The 23,157-nt window shown below is 70.8% G+C and carries 21 protein-coding genes; 13 read left to right on the forward strand and 8 right to left on the reverse strand.

Annotation, left to right across the window (positions count from 1 at the left end; translation table 11 throughout):
• Positions 1-156 precede the first annotated feature (156 nt).
• Both ACF07B_RS09485 and ACF07B_RS09490 read left to right on the forward strand, forming a co-directional pair.
• The gene (locus ACF07B_RS09485) at positions 157-894 is read left to right on the forward strand and encodes an ABC transporter ATP-binding protein (protein WP_392178431.1); all 738 of its coding nucleotides are present in this window, start codon (positions 157-159) and stop codon (positions 892-894) included.
• A complete protein-coding gene (locus ACF07B_RS09490) occupies positions 888-3,344 on the forward strand; it encodes an FtsX-like permease family protein (protein ID WP_392178432.1) in 2,457 nt (818 codons plus the stop codon). The genes ACF07B_RS09485 and ACF07B_RS09490 overlap by 7 nt, the downstream gene beginning before the upstream one ends.
• 61 nt (positions 3,345-3,405) lie before the next feature.
• Here the strand turns inward: ACF07B_RS09490 and ACF07B_RS09495 are convergent, their stop codons facing one another.
• Positions 3,406-4,335 carry an oxygenase MpaB family protein gene (locus tag ACF07B_RS09495; protein WP_392178433.1) on the reverse strand — a complete coding sequence of 310 codons (930 nt, stop codon included), beginning with the start codon at positions 4,333-4,335 and terminating at the stop codon, positions 3,406-3,408.
• 244 nt (positions 4,336-4,579) lie between these two features.
• Between ACF07B_RS09495 and ACF07B_RS09500 the strand changes: the two genes are divergently transcribed.
• The gene (locus tag ACF07B_RS09500) at positions 4,580-5,719 is read left to right on the forward strand and encodes an acyl-CoA dehydrogenase family protein (RefSeq protein ID WP_392178434.1); all 1,140 of its coding nucleotides are present in this window, start codon (positions 4,580-4,582) and stop codon (positions 5,717-5,719) included.
• Between the two features lie 67 nt (positions 5,720-5,786).
• Here ACF07B_RS09500 and ACF07B_RS09505 read toward each other — a convergent pair whose 3' ends face one another.
• Both ACF07B_RS09505 and ACF07B_RS09510 read right to left on the reverse strand, forming a co-directional pair.
• Positions 5,787-7,040, reverse strand: a complete 1,254-nt coding sequence (locus tag ACF07B_RS09505; RefSeq protein WP_392178435.1) for a MalY/PatB family protein — start codon at positions 7,038-7,040, stop codon at positions 5,787-5,789.
• 181 nt (positions 7,041-7,221) lie between these two features.
• The gene (locus ACF07B_RS09510) at positions 7,222-7,911 is read right to left on the reverse strand and encodes a M24 family metallopeptidase (protein WP_392178436.1); all 690 of its coding nucleotides are present in this window, start codon (positions 7,909-7,911) and stop codon (positions 7,222-7,224) included.
• Positions 7,912-8,148: 237 nt separating this feature from the next.
• Between ACF07B_RS09510 and ACF07B_RS09515 the strand changes: the two genes are divergently transcribed.
• The 5 genes from ACF07B_RS09515 to ACF07B_RS09535 all read left to right on the forward strand — a co-directional run bounded on the left by ACF07B_RS09515 (position 8,149) and on the right by ACF07B_RS09535 (position 13,228).
• Positions 8,149-8,790 (forward strand): hypothetical protein, encoded by a 642-nt coding sequence (locus ACF07B_RS09515; RefSeq protein ID WP_392178437.1) that lies wholly within the window; start codon positions 8,149-8,151, stop codon positions 8,788-8,790.
• A 160-nt stretch (positions 8,791-8,950) separates the two neighbouring features.
• Positions 8,951-10,222 (forward strand): ABC transporter substrate-binding protein, encoded by a 1,272-nt coding sequence (locus ACF07B_RS09520; RefSeq protein WP_392178438.1) that lies wholly within the window; start codon positions 8,951-8,953, stop codon positions 10,220-10,222.
• 95 nt (positions 10,223-10,317) lie between these two features.
• Entirely contained in the window at positions 10,318-11,160 is an 843-nt protein-coding gene (locus ACF07B_RS09525) for a carbohydrate ABC transporter permease (protein ID WP_392178750.1), read from the forward strand.
• The gene (locus ACF07B_RS09530; RefSeq protein ID WP_384238673.1) at positions 11,160-11,993 is read left to right on the forward strand and encodes a carbohydrate ABC transporter permease; all 834 of its coding nucleotides are present in this window, start codon (positions 11,160-11,162) and stop codon (positions 11,991-11,993) included. Before ACF07B_RS09525 ends, ACF07B_RS09530 begins: the two co-directional genes overlap by 1 nt.
• 38 nt (positions 11,994-12,031) lie before the next feature.
• Positions 12,032-13,228, forward strand: coding sequence for an ABC transporter ATP-binding protein (locus tag ACF07B_RS09535; protein WP_392178439.1), 1,197 nt, complete (start codon positions 12,032-12,034; stop codon positions 13,226-13,228).
• A gap of 69 nt (positions 13,229-13,297) precedes the next feature.
• On the opposite strand, the gene ACF07B_RS09540 is transcribed toward ACF07B_RS09535, so the two are convergent.
• Positions 13,298-13,927 carry a hypothetical protein gene (locus tag ACF07B_RS09540; protein ID WP_392178751.1) on the reverse strand — a complete coding sequence of 210 codons (630 nt, stop codon included), beginning with the start codon at positions 13,925-13,927 and terminating at the stop codon, positions 13,298-13,300.
• 280 nt (positions 13,928-14,207) lie between these two features.
• Between ACF07B_RS09540 and ACF07B_RS09545 the strand changes: the two genes are divergently transcribed.
• Positions 14,208-14,792, forward strand: a complete 585-nt coding sequence (locus tag ACF07B_RS09545) for a TerD family protein (RefSeq protein WP_369479877.1) — start codon at positions 14,208-14,210, stop codon at positions 14,790-14,792.
• Between the two features lie 99 nt (positions 14,793-14,891).
• Here the strand turns inward: ACF07B_RS09545 and ACF07B_RS09550 are convergent, their stop codons facing one another.
• Complete coding sequence (locus ACF07B_RS09550) at positions 14,892-15,683, reverse strand: YqjF family protein (RefSeq protein WP_392178440.1); 792 nt, start codon at positions 15,681-15,683, stop codon at positions 14,892-14,894.
• 119 nt (positions 15,684-15,802) lie between these two features.
• Here ACF07B_RS09550 and ACF07B_RS09555 point away from each other — a divergent pair, with 119 nt between their 5' ends.
• Positions 15,803-16,588: a DUF3592 domain-containing protein gene (locus ACF07B_RS09555; protein WP_392178441.1), complete on the forward strand. Its 786-nt coding sequence runs from the start codon at positions 15,803-15,805 to the stop codon at positions 16,586-16,588.
• Positions 16,589-16,688: 100 nt separating this feature from the next.
• Here ACF07B_RS09555 and ACF07B_RS09560 read toward each other — a convergent pair whose 3' ends face one another.
• Positions 16,689-17,591 carry a hypothetical protein gene (locus ACF07B_RS09560; protein ID WP_392178442.1) on the reverse strand — a complete coding sequence of 301 codons (903 nt, stop codon included), beginning with the start codon at positions 17,589-17,591 and terminating at the stop codon, positions 16,689-16,691.
• 94 nt (positions 17,592-17,685) lie between these two features.
• Positions 17,686-18,930 carry an SUKH-4 family immunity protein gene (locus ACF07B_RS09565; RefSeq protein ID WP_392178443.1) on the reverse strand — a complete coding sequence of 415 codons (1,245 nt, stop codon included), beginning with the start codon at positions 18,928-18,930 and terminating at the stop codon, positions 17,686-17,688.
• Between the two features lie 233 nt (positions 18,931-19,163).
• On the opposite strand from ACF07B_RS09565, the gene pnuC reads away from it, so the two are divergent.
• From pnuC to ACF07B_RS09580, 3 genes are read left to right on the forward strand one after another with little or no spacing between them, the layout of a single operon-like run.
• Positions 19,164-19,766 carry a nicotinamide riboside transporter PnuC gene (gene pnuC / locus ACF07B_RS09570; RefSeq protein WP_392178444.1) on the forward strand — a complete coding sequence of 201 codons (603 nt, stop codon included), beginning with the start codon at positions 19,164-19,166 and terminating at the stop codon, positions 19,764-19,766.
• Positions 19,763-20,854 (forward strand): AAA family ATPase, encoded by a 1,092-nt coding sequence (locus tag ACF07B_RS09575; RefSeq protein WP_392178445.1) that lies wholly within the window; start codon positions 19,763-19,765, stop codon positions 20,852-20,854. Before pnuC ends, ACF07B_RS09575 begins: the two co-directional genes overlap by 4 nt.
• Positions 20,851-21,579: an NUDIX domain-containing protein gene (locus ACF07B_RS09580; protein WP_392178446.1), complete on the forward strand. Its 729-nt coding sequence runs from the start codon at positions 20,851-20,853 to the stop codon at positions 21,577-21,579. Before ACF07B_RS09575 ends, ACF07B_RS09580 begins: the two co-directional genes overlap by 4 nt.
• 243 nt (positions 21,580-21,822) lie before the next feature.
• Here ACF07B_RS09580 and ACF07B_RS09585 read toward each other — a convergent pair whose 3' ends face one another.
• Positions 21,823-23,151, reverse strand: a complete 1,329-nt coding sequence (locus ACF07B_RS09585; RefSeq protein ID WP_392178447.1) for an LLM class flavin-dependent oxidoreductase — start codon at positions 23,149-23,151, stop codon at positions 21,823-21,825.
• Between the last annotated feature and the right edge of the window lie 6 nt (positions 23,152-23,157).

The following is a 23,157-nucleotide window of genomic DNA, read 5'->3' on the forward strand; positions in this document are numbered from 1 at the left end:
GTGGTCCCATCGGCCGGTTCCATCGGCCCAGTGTCCGTATCGGGGGTAGGCCTGGCCCTACCCCGGGTCTCGCTCTGGCCGTACTGCGTCACGAGGGCCTTCCGGGGTTTCGTGGAGGCATCAACGAGCCGAGCGGAAGGCACTGGTGGGGGACACATGACCAACGAGGCGATCCGGTTGCGCTCCGTGACCAGGCGGTACAGCACGGGCGGCACGTACGTGACCGCCCTCGACCAGGTGTCGCTCGCCTTTCCGAGGGGGACGTTCGCCGCCGTGATGGGCCCGTCCGGGTCCGGCAAGTCGACCCTGCTGCAGTGCGCCGCGGGCCTGGACCGGCCCACGTCGGGCTCGGTCACCATGGGCGACACGGAGCTGACCGGGCTGAGCGAGACCAGACTGACCCTGCTGCGCCGCGAGCGCATCGGCTTCGTGTTCCAGGCGTTCAACCTGCTGCCCTCGCTGACCGCCGAGCAGAACGTGGTCCTGCCGCTGCGACTGGCCGGCCGCCGCCCGGGGAAGGCACAGGTGCGCGAGGCGCTCCAGCAGGTCGGGCTCGGCGACCGGGCGCGGCACCGGCCGTCGGAGATGTCCGGCGGACAGCAGCAGCGGGTCGCCCTGGCGCGCGCCCTGATCACCCGGCCCGAAGTGCTGTTCGGCGACGAGCCGACCGGCGCGCTGGACTCGCAGACCGGCCGCGAGGTGCTGACCCTGCTGCGCGGCCTGGTCGACCGGGACGGTCAGACGGTCATCATGGTCACCCACGACCCCGTCGCCGCCTCCTACGCCGACCGCGTCGTCTTCCTTGTCGACGGCCGGGTCAACGGCGAGCTGATCGGCGCCTCCGCCGAGGACATCGCGGCACGCATGACCGAGCTCGAGGTGGCACCGTGCTGAGCACCACGCTGCGCACCCTGCGCACCCGCTGGGTCACCTTCGCCGGCAGTTTCGTCGCCCTCTCGCTGGGCGTGGCACTGATCGCCGCGATGGGGCTGGCCCTGGCGTCCTCTCTGGAGGCGCCTGACCGACGGCCGGAGCGGTTCGCCGCCGCGCCGGTGGTGGTCAAGGGCCAGGACACCCTCACGGTGCCCGCCTCGATCGGCGGCCGTGCCCGGAAACTCGCTCAGCCGCGTGCGGTGCCGGACGCCGCGGTCGCGAAACTGCGGCACCTCGGGGCCGTCGTCGTGGACCGCTCGTTCGCCGTGCGGGCCGAGGGCGGGCCCGCCGATCTGGTGGGCCACCCCTGGTCCACCGCGGCCTTCGCGCCGTACAGGCTCGACTCGGGACGTGCGCCCGCGGCCGCTGACGAGGTCGTCGTCAGCGGTGACTGGGCCCGTCCGGGTACCCGGGTGCGGACCGATGGCGGCACCCTGCGCGTCGTCGGCACCGTGGCCGGGCCGGGCTTCGAGAACGCCGTGTTCTCCACCGACGCCCGGGCCGCCGAACTGTCGCCGCGCAGTCTCCAGCTCGTGGTCGACGCCGATGCGGCGGCCGTCCGTGAGGCCCTGCGCGGCACCGAGGGCGTCCAGGTGCTGACCGGGGACGCGCGCCGGTACGCCGATGCCGACCCCGACCGGGACAGCGAGGCACTCACCGCGATGAACGCCATGTTCGGCACGGCCGGCGGCGTCGCCGCGTTCGTGTCGGTGTTCGTGGTGGCCTCGACCTTCGCGTTCGCGGTGGCCCAGCGGCGCCGCGAGTTCGGACTGCTGCGCACCGCCGGGGCGACCCCGGGACAGATCCGCCGCATGGTCGTCGCCGAGGCGCTCGTGGTGGGCGTGCTCGCCTCGGCCGCCGGCTGCGTGCTCGGTTCCTACGGAGCTCCGGGGCTCGCCGAGTGGGCGGTCGACGAGGGTCTCGCGCCCCGCTGGTTCACGCTCGGCGACTACACCTGGCCCTGCCATCTGGCGTTCTGGGCGGGCCTGTTCGTGGCCCTGTGCGGCGTGCTGGCGGCGTCCTGGCGGGCTGGGCGTACCGGACCCGCCGAGGCGCTGCGCGAGGCGTCGGTGGACACCCGGGCGATGACGGCGGGCCGCCGGCTGTTCGGAGCGGCCTTGCTGATCACAGCCGCGGTGACGCTGGCCCTGGCTCTGGTGACGGACCCGAGCGACCTGCTGCGGCGCAAGACCTATGTCAGCCGGCCCATGCTGCTGATCACCGCGGTCGCGCTGCTCGCACCGGTGCTCGTGCGGCCACTGACCAGACTGATCGCCTGGCTTCCGGCCCGACTGCCGGGCGCCGGGGGGATGCTGGTGCGGGAGAACGCCGCCGCTGGGGTACGCCGCACCGCCGCTGTCGCGGCGCCCGTGCTGGTCACGGTGGCGCTGGCGGGCTCGCTGCTGGGCGCCACCGCGACCCTCGCCGAGGCGAAGGCCACCGAGGTGCGCGAGCGGACGGCCGCCGACTTCGTCGTCACTCCGGCGGGCGACGCCGGTTTCGACGAGGCGACGGTGAAGCGGCTTCGGGCCGTGTCCGGTGCCGAGGTCTCGGCGAGCTCGTCGAGCGCCGTGTACGTCCTGGAGGACGACGTGGCCCTCATCAGGTCCGAGGCCAGGGCCGTCGAGCCGGAACCCCTCGCGGCGACGGCGCGTCTCCCGCTCGCCGCGGGGAAGGTGAGCGACCTGGACGACGACTCGATCATCGTCAACGAGGAGTGGGAGCAGCACACCGTGGGCGAGCGGGTGGACGTGTGGCTCGGAGACGGCACGAGGAAGACCCTGAAGATCGCCGCGGTCATGACCATCGGCACCGGCGACAACGGGGTCTACGTCACCCCGCGTAACGCCCCCGAAGCGCCCGTCGACCGGGCCGACGTACGCCTCGCGGACGGTGCCGACCCGGCCACCGTGGCCGCCGGTCTGCGTCAGGCGGTGCGGGCCTCGGGCGGGCACGTCCTCACCAGGGACGCCTGGGTGCGGGCGGCGTACCCCGAGACCGACCGGACGACGCGGATGGGCATCTTCCTGGTCCTCGGCATCGCTCTCCTCTACACCGGCATCTCGCTGGCCAACACGATGGTCATGGCGACCTCGGACCGGGCCCGCGAGCTGGCTGTGCTGCGGCTGGCCGGTGCCACCAGCCGGCAGGTGCTGCGGCTGGTGGCCGCCGAGGCCCTGACGGTGGTCGCGGTCGGCGGACTACTGGGAGCGCTGGTCACCGGGATCAATCTGGTGAGCATGTGGAGTGCGCTGGGCCTGCTCTCGGTTACGACGTCCATCGAGATCCCGTGGGCGACGCTCGCGGCGGTCCTGGGTGCCTGCGCGGTGCTCGCGGTGATCTCGGCGGTCGCTCCGGCCGGCCTCTCCCTGCGCCGCCGGGCGGTGGAGTCGGCGGGCGTGGGCGAGTGACCTCTGGCGGGCGCCGGCCTGCCCCGGGGCGAGGGGGGTGGGCTCGGTGGTGGGCCTCATGTCACCTCGCCCCCAACGGGCGCCGTGTGGCGGGATCGGTGCCGGGCCCGTGGGTGGCCCAGTAGGCGATGGCCAGCGTGCCGGTGATACGGAGCGGGGGCGGGACGAGCAGCATCAGGAACCGCACGACGCGGGCGAAGCGCCGCAGTGCGCGCTGCTGCCGTGGGCTCCAGGTGAGGTGGAGCCGGTCGCGCAGGCGCGGTGGCAGGGTGCCGACGGTGACCAGCAGCGCGTAGTGGGCGGCGATCCGGGCGAACGGCCGCCAGAGCGGGCCCGGGAGCAGGCGGAACGGCTTGGCGGGGTGGGCGAGTTCGTCGAGGACGTCGCGGACGGACTGGTTGAACTCCAGCCGGTTGTCGACCATGTCGTCGTAGTAGGCGTTGAACGCCGCCCAGTCCGGCGGCAGATGGTGGTCCTTGAGGCCCCAGACCCGTCCGACGTCCCGCATCTCGCGGTAGTACGCCTCCGTCTCCTGTGCGGTCATGCCCTTGCCGAACAGGCTCTGCGCGTCGACCGGTCCTTTGACGAGGGTCGCGTGCACCCAGTGATAGGCCTCCGGGTCGAGTGCGCGGTAGCGGCGGCCCGCGGAGTCGGTGCCTTTCATGCCGGCGTGGACGCGGATCAGGCGCCGTGCCTCCTCGGTGGCCGCGCGCTGCCCTCCGTAGATCACGGTGCTCAGCGAGAACAGGGTGCGCTTCAACCGGGGCCAGGGTTCGGCGCGGAAGGTGCTGTGGTCCTCGACACCGGCCCCGACGACGGGGTGCGCGACCTGGAGCAGGAGCAGCTGGGGTGCCATGAGGGTGGCGCGGGCGTCCCCGAAGTAGCGCCAGGCCATCCCGCCCCGACGCGGCGCCCTCACCGCGGAGGGTGCCTCAACTCCCTTGGACTGTACGGTTTCGGGCTGGGCCGGCAGGTGCGGCAGAGCAGCCATGACACCTCCCTTTCTCCGTTGTGTCCGGAGTATTGACGTGCCCCGTGAAACAAGTCAATAGTTTTTGTATCTTCGACTCATCCACGGCCCCCGAAAGCCCGCCGCCATCACCTCCGGCCCCGTGAAGAGACGCTCCACGAGAGACAAATGCGTCCGTATCAGGACACCTACCCCGGTAGCGGGTCGTACGCACCTTGAGACATGCGGCATTTCCTTGTCATCCACCCGGAATCCGGAGGACCCCATGGGCACCCGACTCACCCCGGAGCAGGCCGACTTCGTCGCCGCCGTCCGCGACTTCGCCAAACGCGAATGCGGCACACGGGAACAGCGCGACGCGCTCACCGGGAACGGCCGTGACCCGCACAACGCCGACATCTACAGCAGACTCGCCGCCCTCGGCTGGCTCGGCGTGTGCCTGCCCGAGGAGTACGGAGGAGCAGGCGGCGGACTCGCCGACGCCTGCCTCTTCCTGGAGGAGACGTCCTACGGAATGGTCCCCGCGGGCGGCTTCATCACCACCGTGATCACCGCCAAGGCGTACGAGCGGTTCGGCACCGAGCAGCAGAAGGCCGAAGTCCTCGCCGGCGCCGCGCGGGGCGCCGTCCTCGCCATCGCCATGTCGGAACCGGCGGCGGGCTCCGACGTGGGCGCCCTCAGCTGCCGCGCGCGGCAGGGACCGGACGGCGACTGGCTGATCGACGGCCAGAAGACCTGGATCTCCAACGCCCATGTGGCCGACAGCATCCTGCTCGTGGCGCGCACCGGCGAGGCCAAGCACGCCGGGCTGACCATGTTCCACGTCCCGGCCGGCACCCCCGGGATGCAGATACGGGGCATCGAGACCATGGGCGGCCGCGAGGTCAACGACGTCTTCCTCAGCGGCGTGCGGCTGCCCGCGGACGCCGTCGTCGGCGAGGTCGACAACGGCTGGCGGCAGCTGATGGCCGGACTGAACCACGAACGGCTCTTCCTGGCCGCCAACATGCTCGGCCTGGCCCGCCGCGCCTTCGACGACGCCGTCGCCTACGTCCGCGAGCGCGAACAGTTCGGCCGCCCCGTCGGCTCGTTCCAGGCACTGCGGCACCGGATCGCCGACCTCGCCACAGAGATCGAGTGCACACGGCTGCTGGTCCGGGAGGTGGCCGCCGACTGCGACGCACAACCGGACCGCCTCTTCCCCCGCGAGGCGTCCATGGCCAAGCTCAAGGCCACCGAGACCGCCAAACGAGCCGCCCTCGAAGGCATGCAGATGATGGGCGGCTACGGCTACGCCACCGAGTACGACATGGAACGCCACCTGCGAGCGGCCGTCGTCTCCACCGTCTACGGAGGGACCAGCGAGATCCAACGCGACGTGATCGGCAAGAGCTACGGACTCTGACGGCCGCGAACGACCGGCAGGCCTTCCCCACCCGGGGTGGAGCACCCGCCGTGCTCGCGCACCGTGTTCACAGCTTCTCGACGGCCGTGAGCAGCCGGTCCACGGCCTCGTCGACCGTGGAGCGGGGGCAGCCCAGGTTCACCCGCATGTAGCCGTGGCCCTCGGCCCCGAACTTCTGCCCCTTGTCCAGCCACAGCCGCGCCCTGGTGAGCATGAACCTGTCCAGCGACTCGGCGTCCATCCCCAGTCCCCGGCAGTCCATCCACGCCAGATACAGCGAGTCGGCCGGCAGGACCCGCACCTTGGAGGTCGCGGAGTTGACCGCCTGGGCGAAGTGCGCGTGGTTGCCGCGCAGGTAGGTGAGCAACTCCTCCAGCCACGGCTCACCGTGCGCGTACGCCGCCTCGGCCGCGACCATGCCCAGCACGTTGACCAGCGGGAACACATTGCGGTCGTACTGGCGCTCCAGCTCTGCTCGCAGCCTGGGATCCGGCACGAGGACGTTGGCGCTCTGGAGGCCGGGAAGGTTGAACGTCTTGCCGGGAGACGTGCAGGTGATGCTGTTGCGTGCGAACTCCTCGCCGAGCGCGGCGAACGGAAGGTGCCTGCGGTCCGGGTTGATGATGAGGTCCTGGTGGACCTCGTCGGAGACGACCAGGACGTCATGCCGGGCGCAGATCTCGCCCATGGTCCGCAGTTCGTCCTCCGTCCACACGTTCCCGGTCGGGTTGTGCGGATGGCTGAGGATGAACAGCTTGGTGTCGGGACGGATGGCGGCCTCGAACACCCGGGCGTCGAACCGGTAGCCGTCGTCGGTCCGCAGCAGCGGCGCGAACGCGAGGTGACGGCCGTTCAGCAGGACGTCCTCGTGGAAATGCACGTAGACGGGGGGCTGGATGAGGACCGAGTCGCCCGGTGAGGAGAACGCCTGCACGATCGTCTTGAGCGTGGTGATGACTCCGGCGGTCTGCATCACCCACTCCCGGGGGACCTCCCAGCCGAACCGCTTGGCCTGCCAGCCGGTCACGGCGTCGAGGTAGCTGTCGGTCGCACCGCCCGGATATCCGAAGACGCCGTGGTCCACAGCCTCGTGGAGCGCGTCGAGCACCGCCTGGGGTGCCTTGAAGTCGGTGTCCGCGACCCACATCGGCAGCGGGTCGGCCTCGGCCTCGTCGGGTGTCAGGAACTCCTGGGCACGGGCCCACTTCATGGAGTTGCTGTTCCTGCGGTCGACGACGACGTCGAAGATCGATCCTGTCCCGGCCGCGGGGGCGCTCTGGGCTGTTCGCTCACGTCCGTAGGGGCTGGTGTCAGGTGCCATGGCTGGATGCTAACCAAGGCGGCCGGCTCGCCATGCGACGTAACCACCCGCCATCGCGTGAACATGCTCGCCCCCAGAGTTCCGGTGCGTCGGCGTACGGCTTCGGGCAGGCCGTGCCCGCCGCGGTCCCCGTGCATCGCGCAGGGATACCGAAGCGGCCGCGCCGCGAGCCGTTTCGATGTCAGAGGGTGAGGAGTTCTTCGTAGAACCCGCCGAACCGGTGCTCCCGGTCGACGAGATGGATCTCCAGGATCCAGTGGCAGGTGCGGCCGGCCTTGTCGGTGCGGCGCAGCGGGGTGTCGTTGGCGGCGGTGATGTACGACTCCGTGTCGGCGCCGTCGATCAGTTCGTGCGGGAACTCCCCGACCAGGTGTCCGGCGTGCCAGCCGCCCGGCTCCCACCCGGCCTCGGCGGCCAGCCGCTCCACTTCCGCGTACAACTGCTTCCCGGTGATGTCGTCGTGCTCGGCGAAGTGGCGTCTGCCGGCGGCGAAGATCTTGGGCAGGTCCTCCCGCAGCCGGTGCTTGAGCGGATCGTCGCCGAGCACTAAGGTGCGGCCGAAGTCGGCCTCGTACTCCTCGAAGATCGGCCCGAAGTCGGCGAAGACGATGTCGTCCGCGGCGATGACGCGGTCCGGCGGGTTGTCCCGGTACGGCGCCAGGGTGTTCGGGCCGGAGCGCACGATCCGCTTGTGCCAGTGGCGGGTGGTGCCGAAGAGTTCGTTCGCGAGATCGCGCACTCGGTCGCTGACCGCCCGCTCCCCCTCGCCGGCCGCGATGAGGCCGCGCGCCTCGATCTCGGCGAAGAGCCGCTCAGCCTTGGCCTGGGCGTCCAGCAGCCGTGCCGCACGTGTGGGTTCGTCATCAGCCATGACAGCGAACGTATGTTCCACTGAACCGCAAAGTCAATCACATTGCACCGACGTGGGGCCGCTGTACAGGGCAGACCGTTCCGGCCCCATCGCCGGCGGGACTCCGGTGCCGTCGGTGACGTACCGACGGCCCGGTACCGGCGGCCGGGCTGGATGACGACGGGTCCAGGAGAGGTGAACCCAGGGGCTCGATCAATGCCGGCCCGCCGGGGCACGGCCTCCGGCTAGGGTCGGCTCGTGCAGCCGCTCTCCGACAGCAGCGATCCGTTGATCACCGCGTTCCCCGTCGCGCTCAAAAGCGACGCCGAGGCGGTTCTGGCGATCATGCCTGCCTCTCGGCACCGGCCGCTCGGCTCGTTCTCCGTCGTTGTCGAGGGCCGGCAGGTTTCGATCCCTGAACGCCTCTACAACGACGAGCCGTCAGCCGGCGCGGTGGCCTCGCTCTCGTCGCGCCAACGACAACTCCTGAACTGTCTGTACTCAAGACACCACGACGGGATGGTCAGGCAGCGCCACCTTCAGAAGGTCATCGGCTCCACGGACCCCTGGGTCGTCCCGTTCGTCGTGCGGCTGGTCGGCGAGTACGTCGTGGAGATCCTGGACGTCATCCGCGCGGGGCTTCGTGATCTCGCCGTGCCCGGCACCCTCGCTCACCTCGCCTATGGGCAGTTCATCGTGGACAACCCGGCCTTCTTCGCACGTACGCAGCGGCAGGTCGTCAGCTACTGGAGCTGCTACTACCGCGCCTCTTACGCGACCTTCCGGGGCTACCCCGGGTGCACTGTTCTCGACCTCCTCCGGTCCGCCGCCTCCGACAGGGCGGGGCGACCCTGGCCCAGCCTCGCTCCGGCCGCCGCCAGGGTGGACGGCTACGCCTAGGGCGGGTGAACGCCCGCTCCGGAGGGGCTTCTCCGCGGCCGATCGGATGACCCGTCGGTGAGGCGTGACGGGTGACGCCCGTTGCGGGCCTAGCGTGTCGCGCATCCGGTCTTCCTCTGCTTGTCCGGATTTCTCGTACTGGTCCGGAAGGAGTGTGGGCGTGGCGCTGTCGTCCGGCATCCGTGGCCTCCCGCGGATTCTGCTCGCCCTGTGTCTGTCGGCGGTTCCGCTCGCCGGCTGCGGGAGCGGAGGCGGCGGGCCGGTGACGCTCAACTGGTACAACTTCCCCGATGATTCGGGTGCGCTGGCCAGTGCGGCGAGCGCCTGCACCAAGCAGTCCGGTGGGCGCTACAAGATCAGCTACAACAAACTGCCCCGTACCGCGGACGGGCAGCGCCAGCAACTGGTGCGCCGGCTCGCCGCCAAGGACGACACGGTCGACATCATCGGGCTGGACGTCACCTGGCCCGCCGAGTTCGCGGAAGCCAAGTGGATCCTGCCGTGGACCGGGGACAACCGCGCCGCGGCCACCCGGGACACCCTGGAGGTCCCGCTGCGGACGGCCACCTGGAAGGGCCGGCTGTACGCCGTCCCGTACAACACGAACACCCAACTGCTCTGGTATCGCAAGGATCTGGTCCCCACGCCGCCGGAGACGTGGGCCGAGATGATCCTGATGGCCGGCCGTCTGGCGAAGCAGGGCAAGCCGCACTACGTGGAGATCCAGGGCGCGCAGTACGAAGGACTCACGGTCTGGTTCAACACGCTGGTGGAGAGCGCCGGCGGCTCCATCCTGAACGCGACCGCCACGGCTCCCAGGCTGGGCCCACCCGCCGTACGCGCGGCCTCGATCATGAGGACCCTGGCCACCTCGGCGGCGGCCGACCCGTCCCTGTCCAATCAGATGGAGGACCAGAACCGGCTGGCCATGGAGTCCGGCAGCGCGGCCTTCGAGATCAACTACCCCTTCGTGTATCCCTCGATGAAGGCCAACAACCCCAAGCTCTTCAAGCAGTTCCGGTGGGCGCCCTACCCGGGGGTCGAGAAGGGCCGGCCGGCCAAGCCGACCATCGGTGGCATCGACCTGGCCATCGGTGCCTACTCCCGCCACTCCGCGTTCGCCTTCGAGGCGGCGCTGTGTCTGCGGAACCGGCAGAACCAGTTGACCGCGGCGCTCGACGGCGGGCTCCCGCCCACGCTGCGCCCGCTCTACTCGGACCCGGCCCTGGTCAAGAACTACCCCTTCGCCTCCACCGTTCTCGCGGCCCTGGAGAACGCCAGCATCCGGCCCAAGACCCCTGCCTACCAGAACGTGTCCATCGCGATCTCGCACACCCTGTCACCGCCGAACGGGATCGAGCCGAGACCGGACGTGCAGAAGATCGGTGACCAGATCGAGGACGCCCTCAACTCGAAGGGGCTGATCCCGTGACCTCGTCGGCTCCGACCGCACCCAAGGACGCGACGGGACCCAAGGACGGCCGCGCCCTGTCCGAAGGGGCCCGGCAGGAGCGCCGGTTGGGCTGGATGCTGTGCGCACCTGCCGTGATCGTCATGCTCGCCGTCACCGCCTACCCGATCGTCTACGCGATCTACCTCTCGCTCCAGCGCTATGACCTGCGCTTCCCGCAGCAGGCGGAGTTCGTCGGCCTCAGCAACTACGGCGCCGTGCTGTCCTCGGAGTTCTGGTGGCAGGCTCTGTGGGTGACGGTGTTCATCACCGTGGTCTCCGTGATCGTGGAACTCGTCCTCGGATTCGCGCTGGCGCTGGTGATGCACCGCACCATCTTCGGCCGCGGGACGGTTCGCACCGCGATCCTGATCCCGTACGGCATCGTCACCGTGGTCGCCGCCTACTCCTGGCAGTACGCCTGGACCCCGGAGACCGGCTACCTGGCCGATCTCCTGCCCTCCGGTGACGCTCCCCTCACCGAACAGTGGCCCGCCATCGGCCTGATCATCCTGGCCGAGGTGTGGAAGACCACGCCCTTCATGGCCCTGCTGCTGCTCGCCGGCCTCGCCCTGGTGCCGGAGGAGACGCTGCGCGCGGCCCAGGTCGACGGCGCCGGAGCCTGGCAGCGCTTCTTCCTGGTGACCATCCCCCTGATGAAGCCGGCCATCCTGGTCGCCCTGCTCTTCCGGACTCTGGACGCCTTCCGGATCTTCGACAACATCTACATCCTCACGTCCGGCGCCCACAACACCGGCTCGGTGTCCATCCTGGGCTACGACAACCTCTTCACCGCGCTCAACCTCGGCATCGGCTCGGCCATCTCCGTCCTCATCTTCCTGTGCGTGGCGTTGATCGCCTTCGCCTTCATCAAACTGTTCGGGGCAGCCGCCCCCGGCTCTCAGGAAGGGGGACGCTGATGTCCGCCGCCGGACGACGACGGATGTCGGGGTGGGCCCTGGTCAACATCATCGTGATCGTCTATGCCCTGTTCCCGGTCTGCTGGATCATCTCTCTGTCCTTCAAGGACCCCAGCACCCTCACCGACGGCAGCTTCATCCCGACCAAGTGGACCTGGGCGAACTACCGCGGGATCTTCCAGACCTCCGAGTTCACCCGCGCGCTGATCAACTCCATCGGCATCGCCCTGATCTCCACGGTGATCGCGGTGGTGCTGGGCACCATGGCCGCCTACGCCGTCGCCCGGCTCCGCTTCCCCGGCAAGAGCCTGCTGATCGGCATGTCACTGCTGATCGCCATGTTCCCGCCCATCTCACTGGTCTCGCCGCTGTTCAACATCGAGCGGATCATCGGCATCTTCGACACCTGGACGGGTTTGATCATCCCGTACATGACCTTCTCCCTGCCGCTCGCCATCTACACCCTGTCGGCGTTCTTCCGGGAGATTCCCTGGGACCTGGAGAAGGCGGCCAAGGTCGACGGGGCGACCCCAGCGCAGGCGTTCCGGCTGGTGATCGCTCCGCTCGCGGCGCCGGGCGTGTTCACCACCGCGATCCTGGTGTTCATCTTCTGCTGGAACGACTTCCTCTTCGCGATCTCGCTGACCTCGACCTCGGCGGCCCGGACCGTGCCCGCGGCCATCGCCTTCTTCACCGGGAGCAGTCAGTTCGCCCAGCCCACCGGTTCGATCGCCGCCGCCGCCGTGGTGATCACCATCCCCATCATCGTCTTCGTGCTGCTCTTCCAGCGGCGCATCGTGGCCGGGCTCACCTCCGGAGCCGTCAAGGGCTGACCGGCGGCAGCCGATCGTCAGGACAAGAAGGACCGACCGTGGCAGAGATCGTTCTCGAAGGCATCACCAAGCGCTACCCCGATGGTGCGGTGGCGGTGAAGGACGTCAACCTCACTGTCGGGGACGGCGAGTTCGTCATTCTCGTCGGTCCCTCCGGCTGCGGTAAGTCCACCACCCTCAACATGATCGCCGGGCTGGAGGACATCACCGAGGGCAACCTCCTGATCGACGGACAGGTCGTCAACGACAGGACGCCGAAGGACCGCGACATCGCCATGGTCTTCCAGAGCTACGCCCTGTACCCGCACATGAGCGTGCGCGACAACATGGGGTTCGCCCTCCGGCTGGCCAAGGTGGACAAGGCGACCATCCGAGAGAAGGTCGAAGAGGCCGCCCGCATCCTCGACCTGACGGAGCATCTGGACCGCAAGCCCGCCAACCTCTCCGGCGGTCAGCGCCAACGGGTGGCGATGGGGCGCGCCATCGTGCGCGACCCGAAGGCGTTCCTGATGGACGAGCCGCTCTCCAACCTGGACGCGAAGCTCCGCGTCCAGATGCGCACCCAGATCTCCCGCCTCCAGCAACGCCTGGGCAGCACCACGGTCTACGTCACCCACGACCAGACCGAAGCCATGACACTGGGCGACCGGGTGGTGGTGATGCGCGGCGGACTGGTGCAGCAGATCGGTACCCCGCAGCACCTCTACGAGCAGCCGAAGAACCTCTTCGTCGCCGGGTTCATCGGTTCGCCCGCCATGAACTTCCTGCACGCCACCGCGGAGGGAGGCCGCCTGCGCACGTCGGTGGGCGACCTCGAACTCAGCGACCGGTTCCGCCGCACCCTCGAACGGCACGACGCCCCCAGGGACCTGATCGTGGGACTGCGCCCGGAGGCCTTCGAGGACTCCGGGCTGGTGGACCAGGGCAACGCCGGATCGGGTACGACGTTCAGTGTGGACATCGATGTGGTCGAATCCCTGGGATCCGATGTCTACGCCTACTTCACCGAGGACGAGTGGCAGCCCACCGCCACCTCCGAACTCGCCGAGCTGGCTGCCGACTCGGGGATCACCGACACCGGCGCGGGCGGGCACCAGATCGTCGCCCGTCTGAACGCCGCCACGCGGGTGCGCGAGGGCGGCCGAGCCGAACTCTGGGTGGACACCGCCCACATGCACGTCTTCGACCCGGCCACCGGGGCCAACCTGACCCGGTCCGACGAACCTGCGGAATGACCGGCGGGGAACACGTATCGGCGCGGTGGGCTTCGGATCGGACTCCCGAAGCCCACCGTGCCGCGAGGATCAACGCAGCCAGCCGTGGTCGCGGACGATCGGCAGCTTCGCCCAGAGCCTGCCCAGGCCGAGGGCGTCACCGGCTGCGACGGCGGCCAGCGCGATCAGGGTGACGGCGTAGATGACGTGGTAGTCGACGAACGGGTTGGCGGACATGCTCGGCGAGCCGTCCGCGAGGTGCCTGGCGGGGGGCCATTCGGCGACCCACATCAGCGTCATCATCGCGGTGCCCGCGACGGCGGCGATCCGCAGCGCGACGCCCGTGAGCAGAGCGAGGCCGATACCGAGCAGGCCGAGCATGAACAGCCAGTCGGCCCAGGTGGCCCCTGCCCAGGAGTGGAAGGCGGACCGCATCGGTCCCGCCGCGACGGAGCCGAGGAAGCCTCTGGTCGGCGATCCGCCGTCGGCCCACCCCTTGCCGGACGGGGTGGCGTAGCCGAAGCCGAAGGTCTTGTCGAGGAAGGCCCACAGGAAGACGAACCCGGTGAGCAGACGCAGGGAGGCGAGGGCGAAGGCCCCCGCGGTGCTCGTCCCGGTGACAGCCGACACGGCCGGCCCGGACGCGGAGGTGGTCCGGTTCCCGCGGAGCGTCGGCAGGTGGAAGCCGGAGCTCCGGCGAGGCTGCTCGTGCACGGCCATGGTGATGATTCCCTTCGGGGCAGTCGGTTCGTCGTCTGACATCGCTCACTCTCGTCCCGGACGCCGGGCGGTGCCGGATGCCGAAGGTCCGTGACCAGTGGGCTGAACGGCCCTGTTTCCGGGGCTTGTTGGGCAGGCCGGGACACAGCGGGCGCCGCACCACAGGCGTTGGGCCCGGGACTCCGGCGCGACGGAACTCGGGACCCGAAGCGGGGAACCGATCGAGGGCCAGGCAGACTCTGCGAGGTGTAGTCCCTTTTCACCGGAGGATGGCCCACCCATGATCACGCTCACCAAGGAAGACGGACCCGCCGACCTGGACGGAGTGACTCACCTGTCCATCGGGGCTTCGTGGGACGCCACGGCAGGCAGCAGCGGAGGAGTCGTGGGAATGCTCCGCCGCAAGAGCGGCACCGACCTGGACCTGATCGCCGTCGCCATGCACGGCGCGGAGCCCGTACGCCTGGCCGGCCTCGACTCACTCGACCCCATGGGCAACGGCTCCCTGATACACAGCGGCGACAACCAGACCGGGCACGGCGACGGCGACGACGAGACCGTCTCGGTGGAGTTCGCACGCATCCCCGCGCACATCACGTCCATCGTGTTCGTCGCCGCCGCCTTCAAGAAGGGAAGCTCCTTCCAGAAGGCACGCAACGTCAGCTTCAAGGTCTACGACGCGACCGGCGGCAGCACCCAGCAGGTCGCGGACATCTGGCCCAGCATGCTCACCCAGGACAACGGCTGCGCCGTGGCCAAGGCCGTGCGGGTCGACGGCGCCTGGAAGCTCGAAGTGATCAACGTGACGGGAAAGATCAAGCAGGGTGACGAAAGCGCCCTGATGCGCTTCGCGTTGAGCAAGTAGGCCGCTCACCGAGGCCGTTCCGGACGCGGTGAGGCGCTCGCCGCGTCCGGAACGGAACCGGACCGTGCCTCGGCCGGGTCGCGCGGAGGGAACCCGGCTTCACCGGGCGGTCCGCGGACCCGGCTGCGCGGAGGGCGGGACGGGAACCGGTCGGCGGGGCGGGCGGGCGGTGGGTCTGCCGAGGCGTACCGGGACACCGGGCGAGTACAGGACGCTGACCGGTGGACCGCCGGGTGCCGGGATTCCGGCGGCCGCGAGGAGGTTCTCCTCGCAGGAGACCAGCTCCGCGTGGTGGAGCGGCCAGCGCGGGTGCTCGTTGGCGACGTAGCCCGTTCCGCGGGAGAAGGCGTTGTGCATCCCCCATCGGGCCGTGAGGAAGTGCTCCAGCTCAGTGGGCTCGGCGATGGGCCGGCCGACTCTCACGGCGATCCGGCTGTACGCGCGGGAGGTGCCGGGCCGGCGCCGGGAACTCTTGTACGTGACGATGTCGCCGTCGGTCCGTACCCGCATGCGGGACCAGAGGTACGGGAGCCGGAAGCCGAGGCGTCCGATGAGCACCGGGACGAGCCGCGAGGCGTCCATGGACCTGAAGACGACGCCGCGGCGTCCGTGCTCGTCGACCGAGTAGAGGCGCACGTTGGTCTCCGGGAAGGAGCCGAGATACGGCACCCCGGGGAAGCCGAGCCACCCCACTGCGTCCATCCGGAACGCGACCAGGCCGACGTAGGTGACTCCGTCACGCAGGTCGGGAACCAGTCCCCGCGGCAGCAGCGGCGCGACGGCCTCGGGATCGGCGGCCCAGTGGATGAAGGTGAGGTCGAGCCATCGCTGGGTGAGGAGCGGGTTGCGCACGGCGACCGGCGCCTCGGGCGTGACGGGGATGGGCTGCACCCCACCAGCGTGCCAGACCGCGATGCGCGTACGCGGAGCCTCGGACAGAGACCCGGCTGGCCCTACAACCGCAGCGGCGACCGGTGCGTCCTGGCTCGTAACGGGGCGAGGAGGCGCAGATGAGTGAGCACGGGTCCGTACCGAGCGACAGCCGGGGGAAGTACCGCTTTTTCAAGGGATGGGCCTCGCCGGCAGGCGTCGCGGCCTTCGTGGTGTGGCTCGCGTTCGATCCGTTCGAGCTGACCTGGAACCAGGTTTTCGGCGGCGCGGTGGCGCTGTCCGCAGCGGGCGCTGTCGCGAGCGTGCTGTTACGCCGGTGGGGCTGGGCTCGTCGTTGGGCCGGCCGCATTCCTCCGCCGGGCCGCCTCGCGACGGGCCTGGTCTCCAGGCTTGGTGTGCCATCGCCGCTGCGGGACCCCCGCTGGGCCAGAGCCCGATCGACCGCAGTGGGTTTCCTGATGTTCGGCGCCGTGTCCGGATTCATGGGATGGAAAGCCGGCCAGGAGGACCAAATGGTGCGGAACCTCCGGGAGCACGGGCACAGGACCGAAGCGACCGTAGTCGCCATCGCCGACCGGTCGGAGGAAGGCCGGGCGAACTCCTTGGCCGTGCGCTTCAGCACACCGTCCAGCACGGTGCGAGCGCATATCGATGTCGGAGACGGCTCGGGAAGCGACGCGAAGCCCGGCGGCCACGTGCCCGTCGTCTACAACCCGTCTCACCCCACGGAGGTCCGGCACGCGCACCGTCTGGACGGATCCGACGCCGACGGGATTCGACAGGGTTCTGTGGCGGTCGGACTGCTCGCGGCAGGTTTTCTGGTGGCGACCGTCCGAGAGGTCGTGCGTGTCAAGGAGCGGACGGAAGCAGGCAAGACGCCGGACACCCCCCGCCCCGGAGCCTGATCGCCACGACGCGACTCGTGATCATGCCGTGGGATGTCAGCCCGGCTTTGCCGATCCGGCAGGCCACACCACAGTGCCGGGCACGGCTCCGGGCGTTCCGTCAGGCGTGCCGTGAACTCCGGCGACGGACGGCCGGTGACGGAGGCCAGGTCAGGTGTGCGCCTGTCACACGGGCGATGAACCGCAGGTGAGCGCCCGTGTTGCCGACGTACCAGAGCGGGCGCTCCGCCGCGGTCCAGACGTAGGCCGGCACGCCCGCGTCCAGGAAGGTCATCAGCCGGGGTTCTTCGAGCGCGGCGGCCGAGAACGCGTACAGCGCCGACAGCCGGGGAGCGATGACGCCGTAGTCGAGCATCCGGGCGACGGCGTGCTCGTCGAGGATCGTGTCCACGGTGGGCAGGGTGACGGGGTACACCGACGGGAAGGACCGGCCGAGGTCGAGAAACCACTTCACGGTGCGGTAGCGGGGGTCCACCAGCCGTGGCCCGAGCGGCCCCAACCGCCCGAGCATGAGGCGCGGCCGTGCCAGCATGGCGTGGGTGAAGAGCACGCGCAGCAGGGCCACGTTCATCATGAACCGCTCCACCTGCGACTCCGGCACGGCCAGGTCCTCATGGCGCAGATATCCGGCGACGATGCTGGCGTTGTGGGCGCGGTACCAGGCGGCGGGCGACGGGGCCCGAAGGCAGTCCACCCAGCTCTCGACGCTTCTGGAACTCGCCTGCCCCGGGGCACCGGCGCACAGGAGGCCCGCCTCCACCTTGTCCCTGAGGAGCCCCTCGTTCACGGAACGCCACCAGGCGCTGCCAGGACGGGCGGCGGAGCGCGGCGCGAGCACTCCGCGCGCCGCGGACCAGCGCAGGAAGCTCAGCTCGGCGTGACCGTACCGGCGAAGGGGCTCGGAGGAGTGTGTGTAGAACTCCTGCGCCAGCGCCAGACGTCCGGGCACGTCGTCCCGGACCAGCGCGACCCGCCGCTCCGCGCGCGAGGCTGCATCGGACATGACGATCCCCTCGGGCCGGCGTCTCCTCCACAGGATCGGCGATAACCGCGGATCCCGCTCCCCGCACGACGACCGAGCCGGCCCGCCCACTCGGTCAGTAGCCCCACGGGCTGAGCTCGACGATCGCGGCGAACAGGTGCTCCCAGACCTCCCGCGCGGGCGCTTCCTTGTTCACCCAGAGGGGTTCGAGGGCGGCGGCCTCGCCCAGGAAGTCCCGCGTGCCGCACTCGCCCGGGTAGGGGTTCCAGCAGGCACCCATGAAGCGGTACACGGCCTCCAGCAGTCTTACGAAGGTCTCGGTGTCCCGGGCGAGGGGGAACGGGCCCCGGCCGTTGCGCACCATCGACACCGCGCCCGTTTCGGGGTGGACGAGCACCCGGCCGGTGTCGGCATACGCCAGCTCGAAGGTGCCCAGGTGCAGCAGACCGTTCTCGTCGGGCTCCAGCCCGTGCGCCTTCCCGTCCTTCCAGGCCAGGGTGAAGGTGGCGACTCCCGCGGCGAACCACGTCGGCAGCCCCGCCGTGACGGCCAACTCCCGTGTGGGCGCGTGCTTCAGCGCGGCGGGCAGTTGGTCCCGCGTCAGCAGCACCAACCCGTCCGGACCGAACGCCTCCTCCAAGCGGGCGGCATCCAGCGGGGCTTCGGCTGCCGCCGGCCCCGCGAACCAGGGATCGCCCTCGCCCCGGGAGACCGCCTCGGAACCCGTCGGCCCGACGGCCGCCACGCCATTGCGCTCCAGGACCACCACACCACGCGGGTCGAAGAACATGACGCGGTCGTCTCCGAGGGGTGCGGGCTCCTCCCAGGCCTCGGGCTGATAGAGGCCGTGGTCGTCGTCCGGGTCGAAGAGGACGGGGCCCTCGACGGGGGCGTCGTACGGCCGTTCGCCGAATTCGCCGTCGGCGGGGGCGGCGACCCGCCGGCCGGTGGCCGGATCGAGCCAGTGCTCCCGGGTCCACAGCGACCACACCTTCAGCAGGAGACGGCCGTCCGGCGCCTCGTGGACCTCCACGTCGGCGTCCCCGCTCAAGTTCGGCTTGGCCCGGTAGGCACCGACCGGGCGCCACCAGGCCCAGACGGTTCGCCACGGCATACCCGGCTCGGCCTCGGCGACCAGGTCGGCGTAGGCGTCGTGGCCCAGTATCTTCGCGCCGAAGTGCAGCCACGAGGCGAACTCGGCCCGCGGCACCTCGGCTCGGTCGAGGATCGCGACGGCCTGGGCGTAGGCTTCGCGGCCCGCTCCCCCGCCCGTGCCGGGCAGGTCCCGAAGGGCCTCGGGCTCGGCGGCGAGCAAGGCCGCGGGGTCGGCGAACAGTGTGTCAAGATCCTCGCGCGTCATGGGGACATGCTGCCAGCCGCCACTGACAACCCCACCCCAAGGACGGGGCGAGCCGACCGCGGGAGCCGGCGCGACGCGTTCGCGATCAGCACCGCCCCGAGCCCCGGACCGCCCGACGCGGGTCCGCCCGATTCCCCCCAAAGGCCCCCGGCGCCTCAGGCGTCGCGGGCTAATCCCTTGCCCTCCACCCGCCCCATTATTTATAGTCATGACGACCATTAAGGAGTCGTCCCGTGAACTGGAACCTCAGCTGGACCGAAGCGCTCGGCTTCGCCACCGGCGCCGTCTGCGTCTGGCTGGTGGCCCGCCAGCACATCGCCAACTGGCCCGTGGGCATGGCCAACAACGTCTTCTTCATCGTGCTCTTCCTCCAGGCCGGTCTGTACGCCGACGCCGGTCTCCAGGTCGTCTTCATCGCGCTGGCCGCCTACGGCTGGTGGACCTGGGCCCGCGGCGGCGGACCCGCCGACGCGCTGCCGGTGCGCCGCACAACGGGTGCCGAATGGACCTGGATCGCCGCCGCCGGAGTGCTGGGCACCGGCGCCCTCACGCTGCTGCTCGACCGGGCCACCGACTCCACCGTCCCCTTCTGGGACGCGCTCACCACCGCCCTCTCCCTGGCGGCCACCTACGGTCAGTGCCGCAAGCTGCTGGAGTCCTGGTGGCTGTGGATCGCCGCCGACCTGGTCTACATCCCGCTGTACGCCTACAAGGGCCTCTACCTGACCTCCCTGCTGTACGTCGGCTTCCTCGCCCTGTGCGTGGCCGGCCTCCTCGGCTGGCGGCGCACCCTCGCGGCCACGGCCCCCCGGCCCACGACGGCGGTGACCGCGTGAGCACCGCCGCCCGCCCGTTCCGGCACGGCCTGGTGCTCGGCAAGTTCTATCCGCCGCACGCGGGCCACCACCACCTCGTCCGCACCGCCCTGGCGCGGTGCGACCGGCTGACCGTTCTGGTCTGCGCGGCCTCCGTGGAATCGGTGCCGCTCGCCGACCGGGTGGCGTGGATGCGCGAGGCCCATCCGGGGGCCGTGGTCGTCGGCGCCGTCGACGACCACGCGGTCGACCTGCACGACCCCGCGGTGTGGGACGCCCACATGACGGTCTTCCGTGCGGCCGTCCCGGAGCCGGTGGACGCCGTGTTCACCTCCGAGTCCTACGGGACCGAACTGGCCCGCCGGTTCGGTGCGGCCGAGGTCGGCGTGGACCTGGACCGCACCACGTACCCCGTCTCCGGCACGGCCGTGCGCAAGGATCCGGTGGGCTGCTGGACGTTCCTCGGCCCGGGCGTGCGCGCCGCCCTCGCCCGGCGCGTGGTCGTCCTCGGCGCCGAGTCCACCGGCACCACCACCCTCTCCCTGGCACTGGCGGCCCACTACCGCGCGCGCGGCGGCGTCTGGACCGACACCGGCTGGGTGCCCGAGTACGGGCGCGCGTACAGCGAGGAGAAGCTCGCCGCTCTGCGGGCCACCGACCCCGGAGCCGACTGGGCCGAAGTGGCGTTCGCCTCCGAGGAGTTTCCCGTCATCGCCCGCCGCCAGGACGCCGACGAACAGCGGGCGGCCCGCCGCGGCTCGCCGGTGCTCTTCTGCGACACCGACTCCTTCGCCACCTCGATCTGGCACGAGCGCTACCTCGGCTCGCCCAGCCCCGAGGTGCGGGCGGTCGCCGCCCGCACCCCGCGCCATCTGTATCTGCTCACCGACCACGAGGGCGTGCCCTTCGAGGACGACGGCCTGCGCGACGAGCCCCACCTGCGCCCGTGGATGACCGGCCGGTTCCGGGAGGAACTGGAGCGCACCGGCCGCCGGTTCGTGCTGGTCACCGGCAGCCCCGAGGAGCGGCTGCGCACCGCCGTGGCGGCGGTGGACGACCTGCTGGCCGAGGGCTGGCACTTCGCCGACCCGCTCCCGGAGCACCGGTGACCACCGCCCCGTACGACCCGTCGGCGTTCGAGCCGTTCGCGGTGACCGTCGACCTCGCCGTGCTCACCGTACGCGCGTCCGCCCTGCACGTGCTGCTGATCCGGCGCGGCCAGGAGCCGTACGCCGGGGCCTGGGCGCTGCCCGGTGGATTCCTGCTGCCCCGGGAGTCGGCCGAGGAGGCCGCCCGCCGCGAACTCGCCGAGGAGACCGGCCTGCCGGAGCCCGTGGTCGACAGCCTCCATCTGGAGCAGGTGCGCACGTACAGCGACCCGGACCGCGACCCCCGGATGCGGGTGGTCTCCGTGGCCTTCGCCGCGCTCATCCCCGATCTGCCCGAACCCGCGGCGGGCGGGGACGCCGCCCTGGCCCGCTGGGTGCCGCTCGCCGAGGCCGGAGCCGCCGCGCTCGCCTTCGACCACGACCGCATCCTCGCCGACGCCCGTGAACGGGTCCGGGCCAGGCTGGAGTACACCTGTCTGGCCACCGCCTTCTGTCCGCCCGAGTTCACCCTCGGCGAGTTGCAGGCCGTGTACGAGACCGTCTGGGACACGGGTCTCGACCGTCCCAACTTCCGCCGCAAGGTGCTCGCCACCCCCGGCTTCGTGGAGGCGGTCCCCGGGGGCGCGCGGCTGACCGGCGGCCGTGGCAAACCCGCCGCGCTCTATCGCGCCGGGCCGGCCACCGCCCTGCACCCGCCCCTGCTGCGGCCGGATGACCCCCGATGACCACTGCGACCCCGACCGGCACCCGTGCCACCGGCGCCTGTCCGGCGTCGCCCTCGGTCACGTGCCGGGCTCACCCACCGGGAAGACGTACGGCCGGTCGGCGGCCGGAGCCTCTCGGTGGGCCCGAAGGACCGGTCGCGTGCCGCACCGTTCGCTCAGCATCCGGATCTCCGGGGCGCGCTGGGCGACCCGGAGATCCGGCGGGCCGGTGAACGTCCCGGAGTCCGCTTCGCCGTCGGCCGGTCAGGCCCGGAACTGGTTCGGCGGGACCGGGAGGCCGTAGTGCTCGCGCAGGGTCGTGCCTTCGTACTCCTCGCGGAACAGGCCCTTGCCGCGCAGGATCGGCAGGACGTGCTCGGCGAACGCCGCGAGACCCGAGGGCAGGGCGGGCGCCATGATGTTGAATCCGTCCGCGGCCCCTCCCTCGAACCAGGCGATGATCGTGTCCGCGACCTGCTCGGGCGTGCCGATGAACTCGAAGTGGCCGCGTCCACCGCCGAGCCGGGAGATGACCTGACGGACCGTGAGCTTCTCACGGACCGCGAGGTCGATGATCAGGTCGGAACGGCTCTGTGTGCCCTCCAGCTTCGGTCTGGCGAGGATGAAGTCCGGCAGGGGCGCGTCGAGTTCGAAGGCCGACGGCTCGGTCTCGAACACGGCTGCCAGCTGGCGCAGCCCGTACTCCGGGACGCGCAGTTCGTCGAACTCCCGGGCGATCGCCCGGGCTTCCGCCTCGGTCGACCCGATGTAGGGGACGATACCCGGCAGGACGATCACGCCGTCCGGGTCGCGCCCTACGGCCCTGGTCCGTGCCTTGATGTCGGCGTAGAAGGCGGCCGCACGCTCGTAGGTCGTGTGCGCGGTGAAGATGGCCTCGGCGTGGCGGGCCGCGAACTCCTTTCCGTCCTCGGAGGAGCCGGCCTGGACGAGCAGGGGGTAACCCTGCGGAGGGCGCTGGACGTTGAGCGGTCCGGCCACCTTGAAGTGCGTTCCCCGGTGGCCGAGCCGGTGCAGCCGTTCGGGGTCGGCGTAGCGTCCTCCGGCCTTGTCCGCGACGACGGCGTCGGCCTCCCAGCTGTCCCAGAGGGCTTTGGTGACCTTCAGGAACTCGTCGGCGCGGGCGTAGCGCTCGGCGTGGCCGGGGCGGTTGTCGAGGCCGAAGTTGGCGGCCTCGTCCGCCCCCGCCGAGGTGACGATGTTCCAGCCGGCGCGGCCACCGCTGACGTGGTCGACGGAGGCGAGCCGGCGGGCGAGGTTGTAGGGCTCGTTGTACGTCGACGAGACGGTCGCGATGAGGCCGATCCGGCTGGTCGCCTGGGACAGGGCGGTCAGCAGTGTCAGTGGTTCCAGCTGGCCCGGCGGACGGAATTCGCCGGTCCCCATGAGGGCCGGACCGTCCGCGAGGAACAGCGAGTCGAACTTGGCGCTCTCGGCGAGCTGCGCCAGCTCGATCCAGTGCCGCAGGTCGAAGTCCGCCCGGGGGTTGCTGTGCGGGAGCCGCCACGCCGCCTCGTGGTGGCCCGCCTCCATGAGGAAGGCGTTGAGGTGGAGCCGGCGCTGAGTCTGGGTCACGGGTTG

It is taken from the genome of Streptomyces sp. NPDC015532, from assembly GCF_043078065.1.
GTDB lineage: Bacteria > Actinomycetota > Actinomycetes > Streptomycetales > Streptomycetaceae > Streptomyces.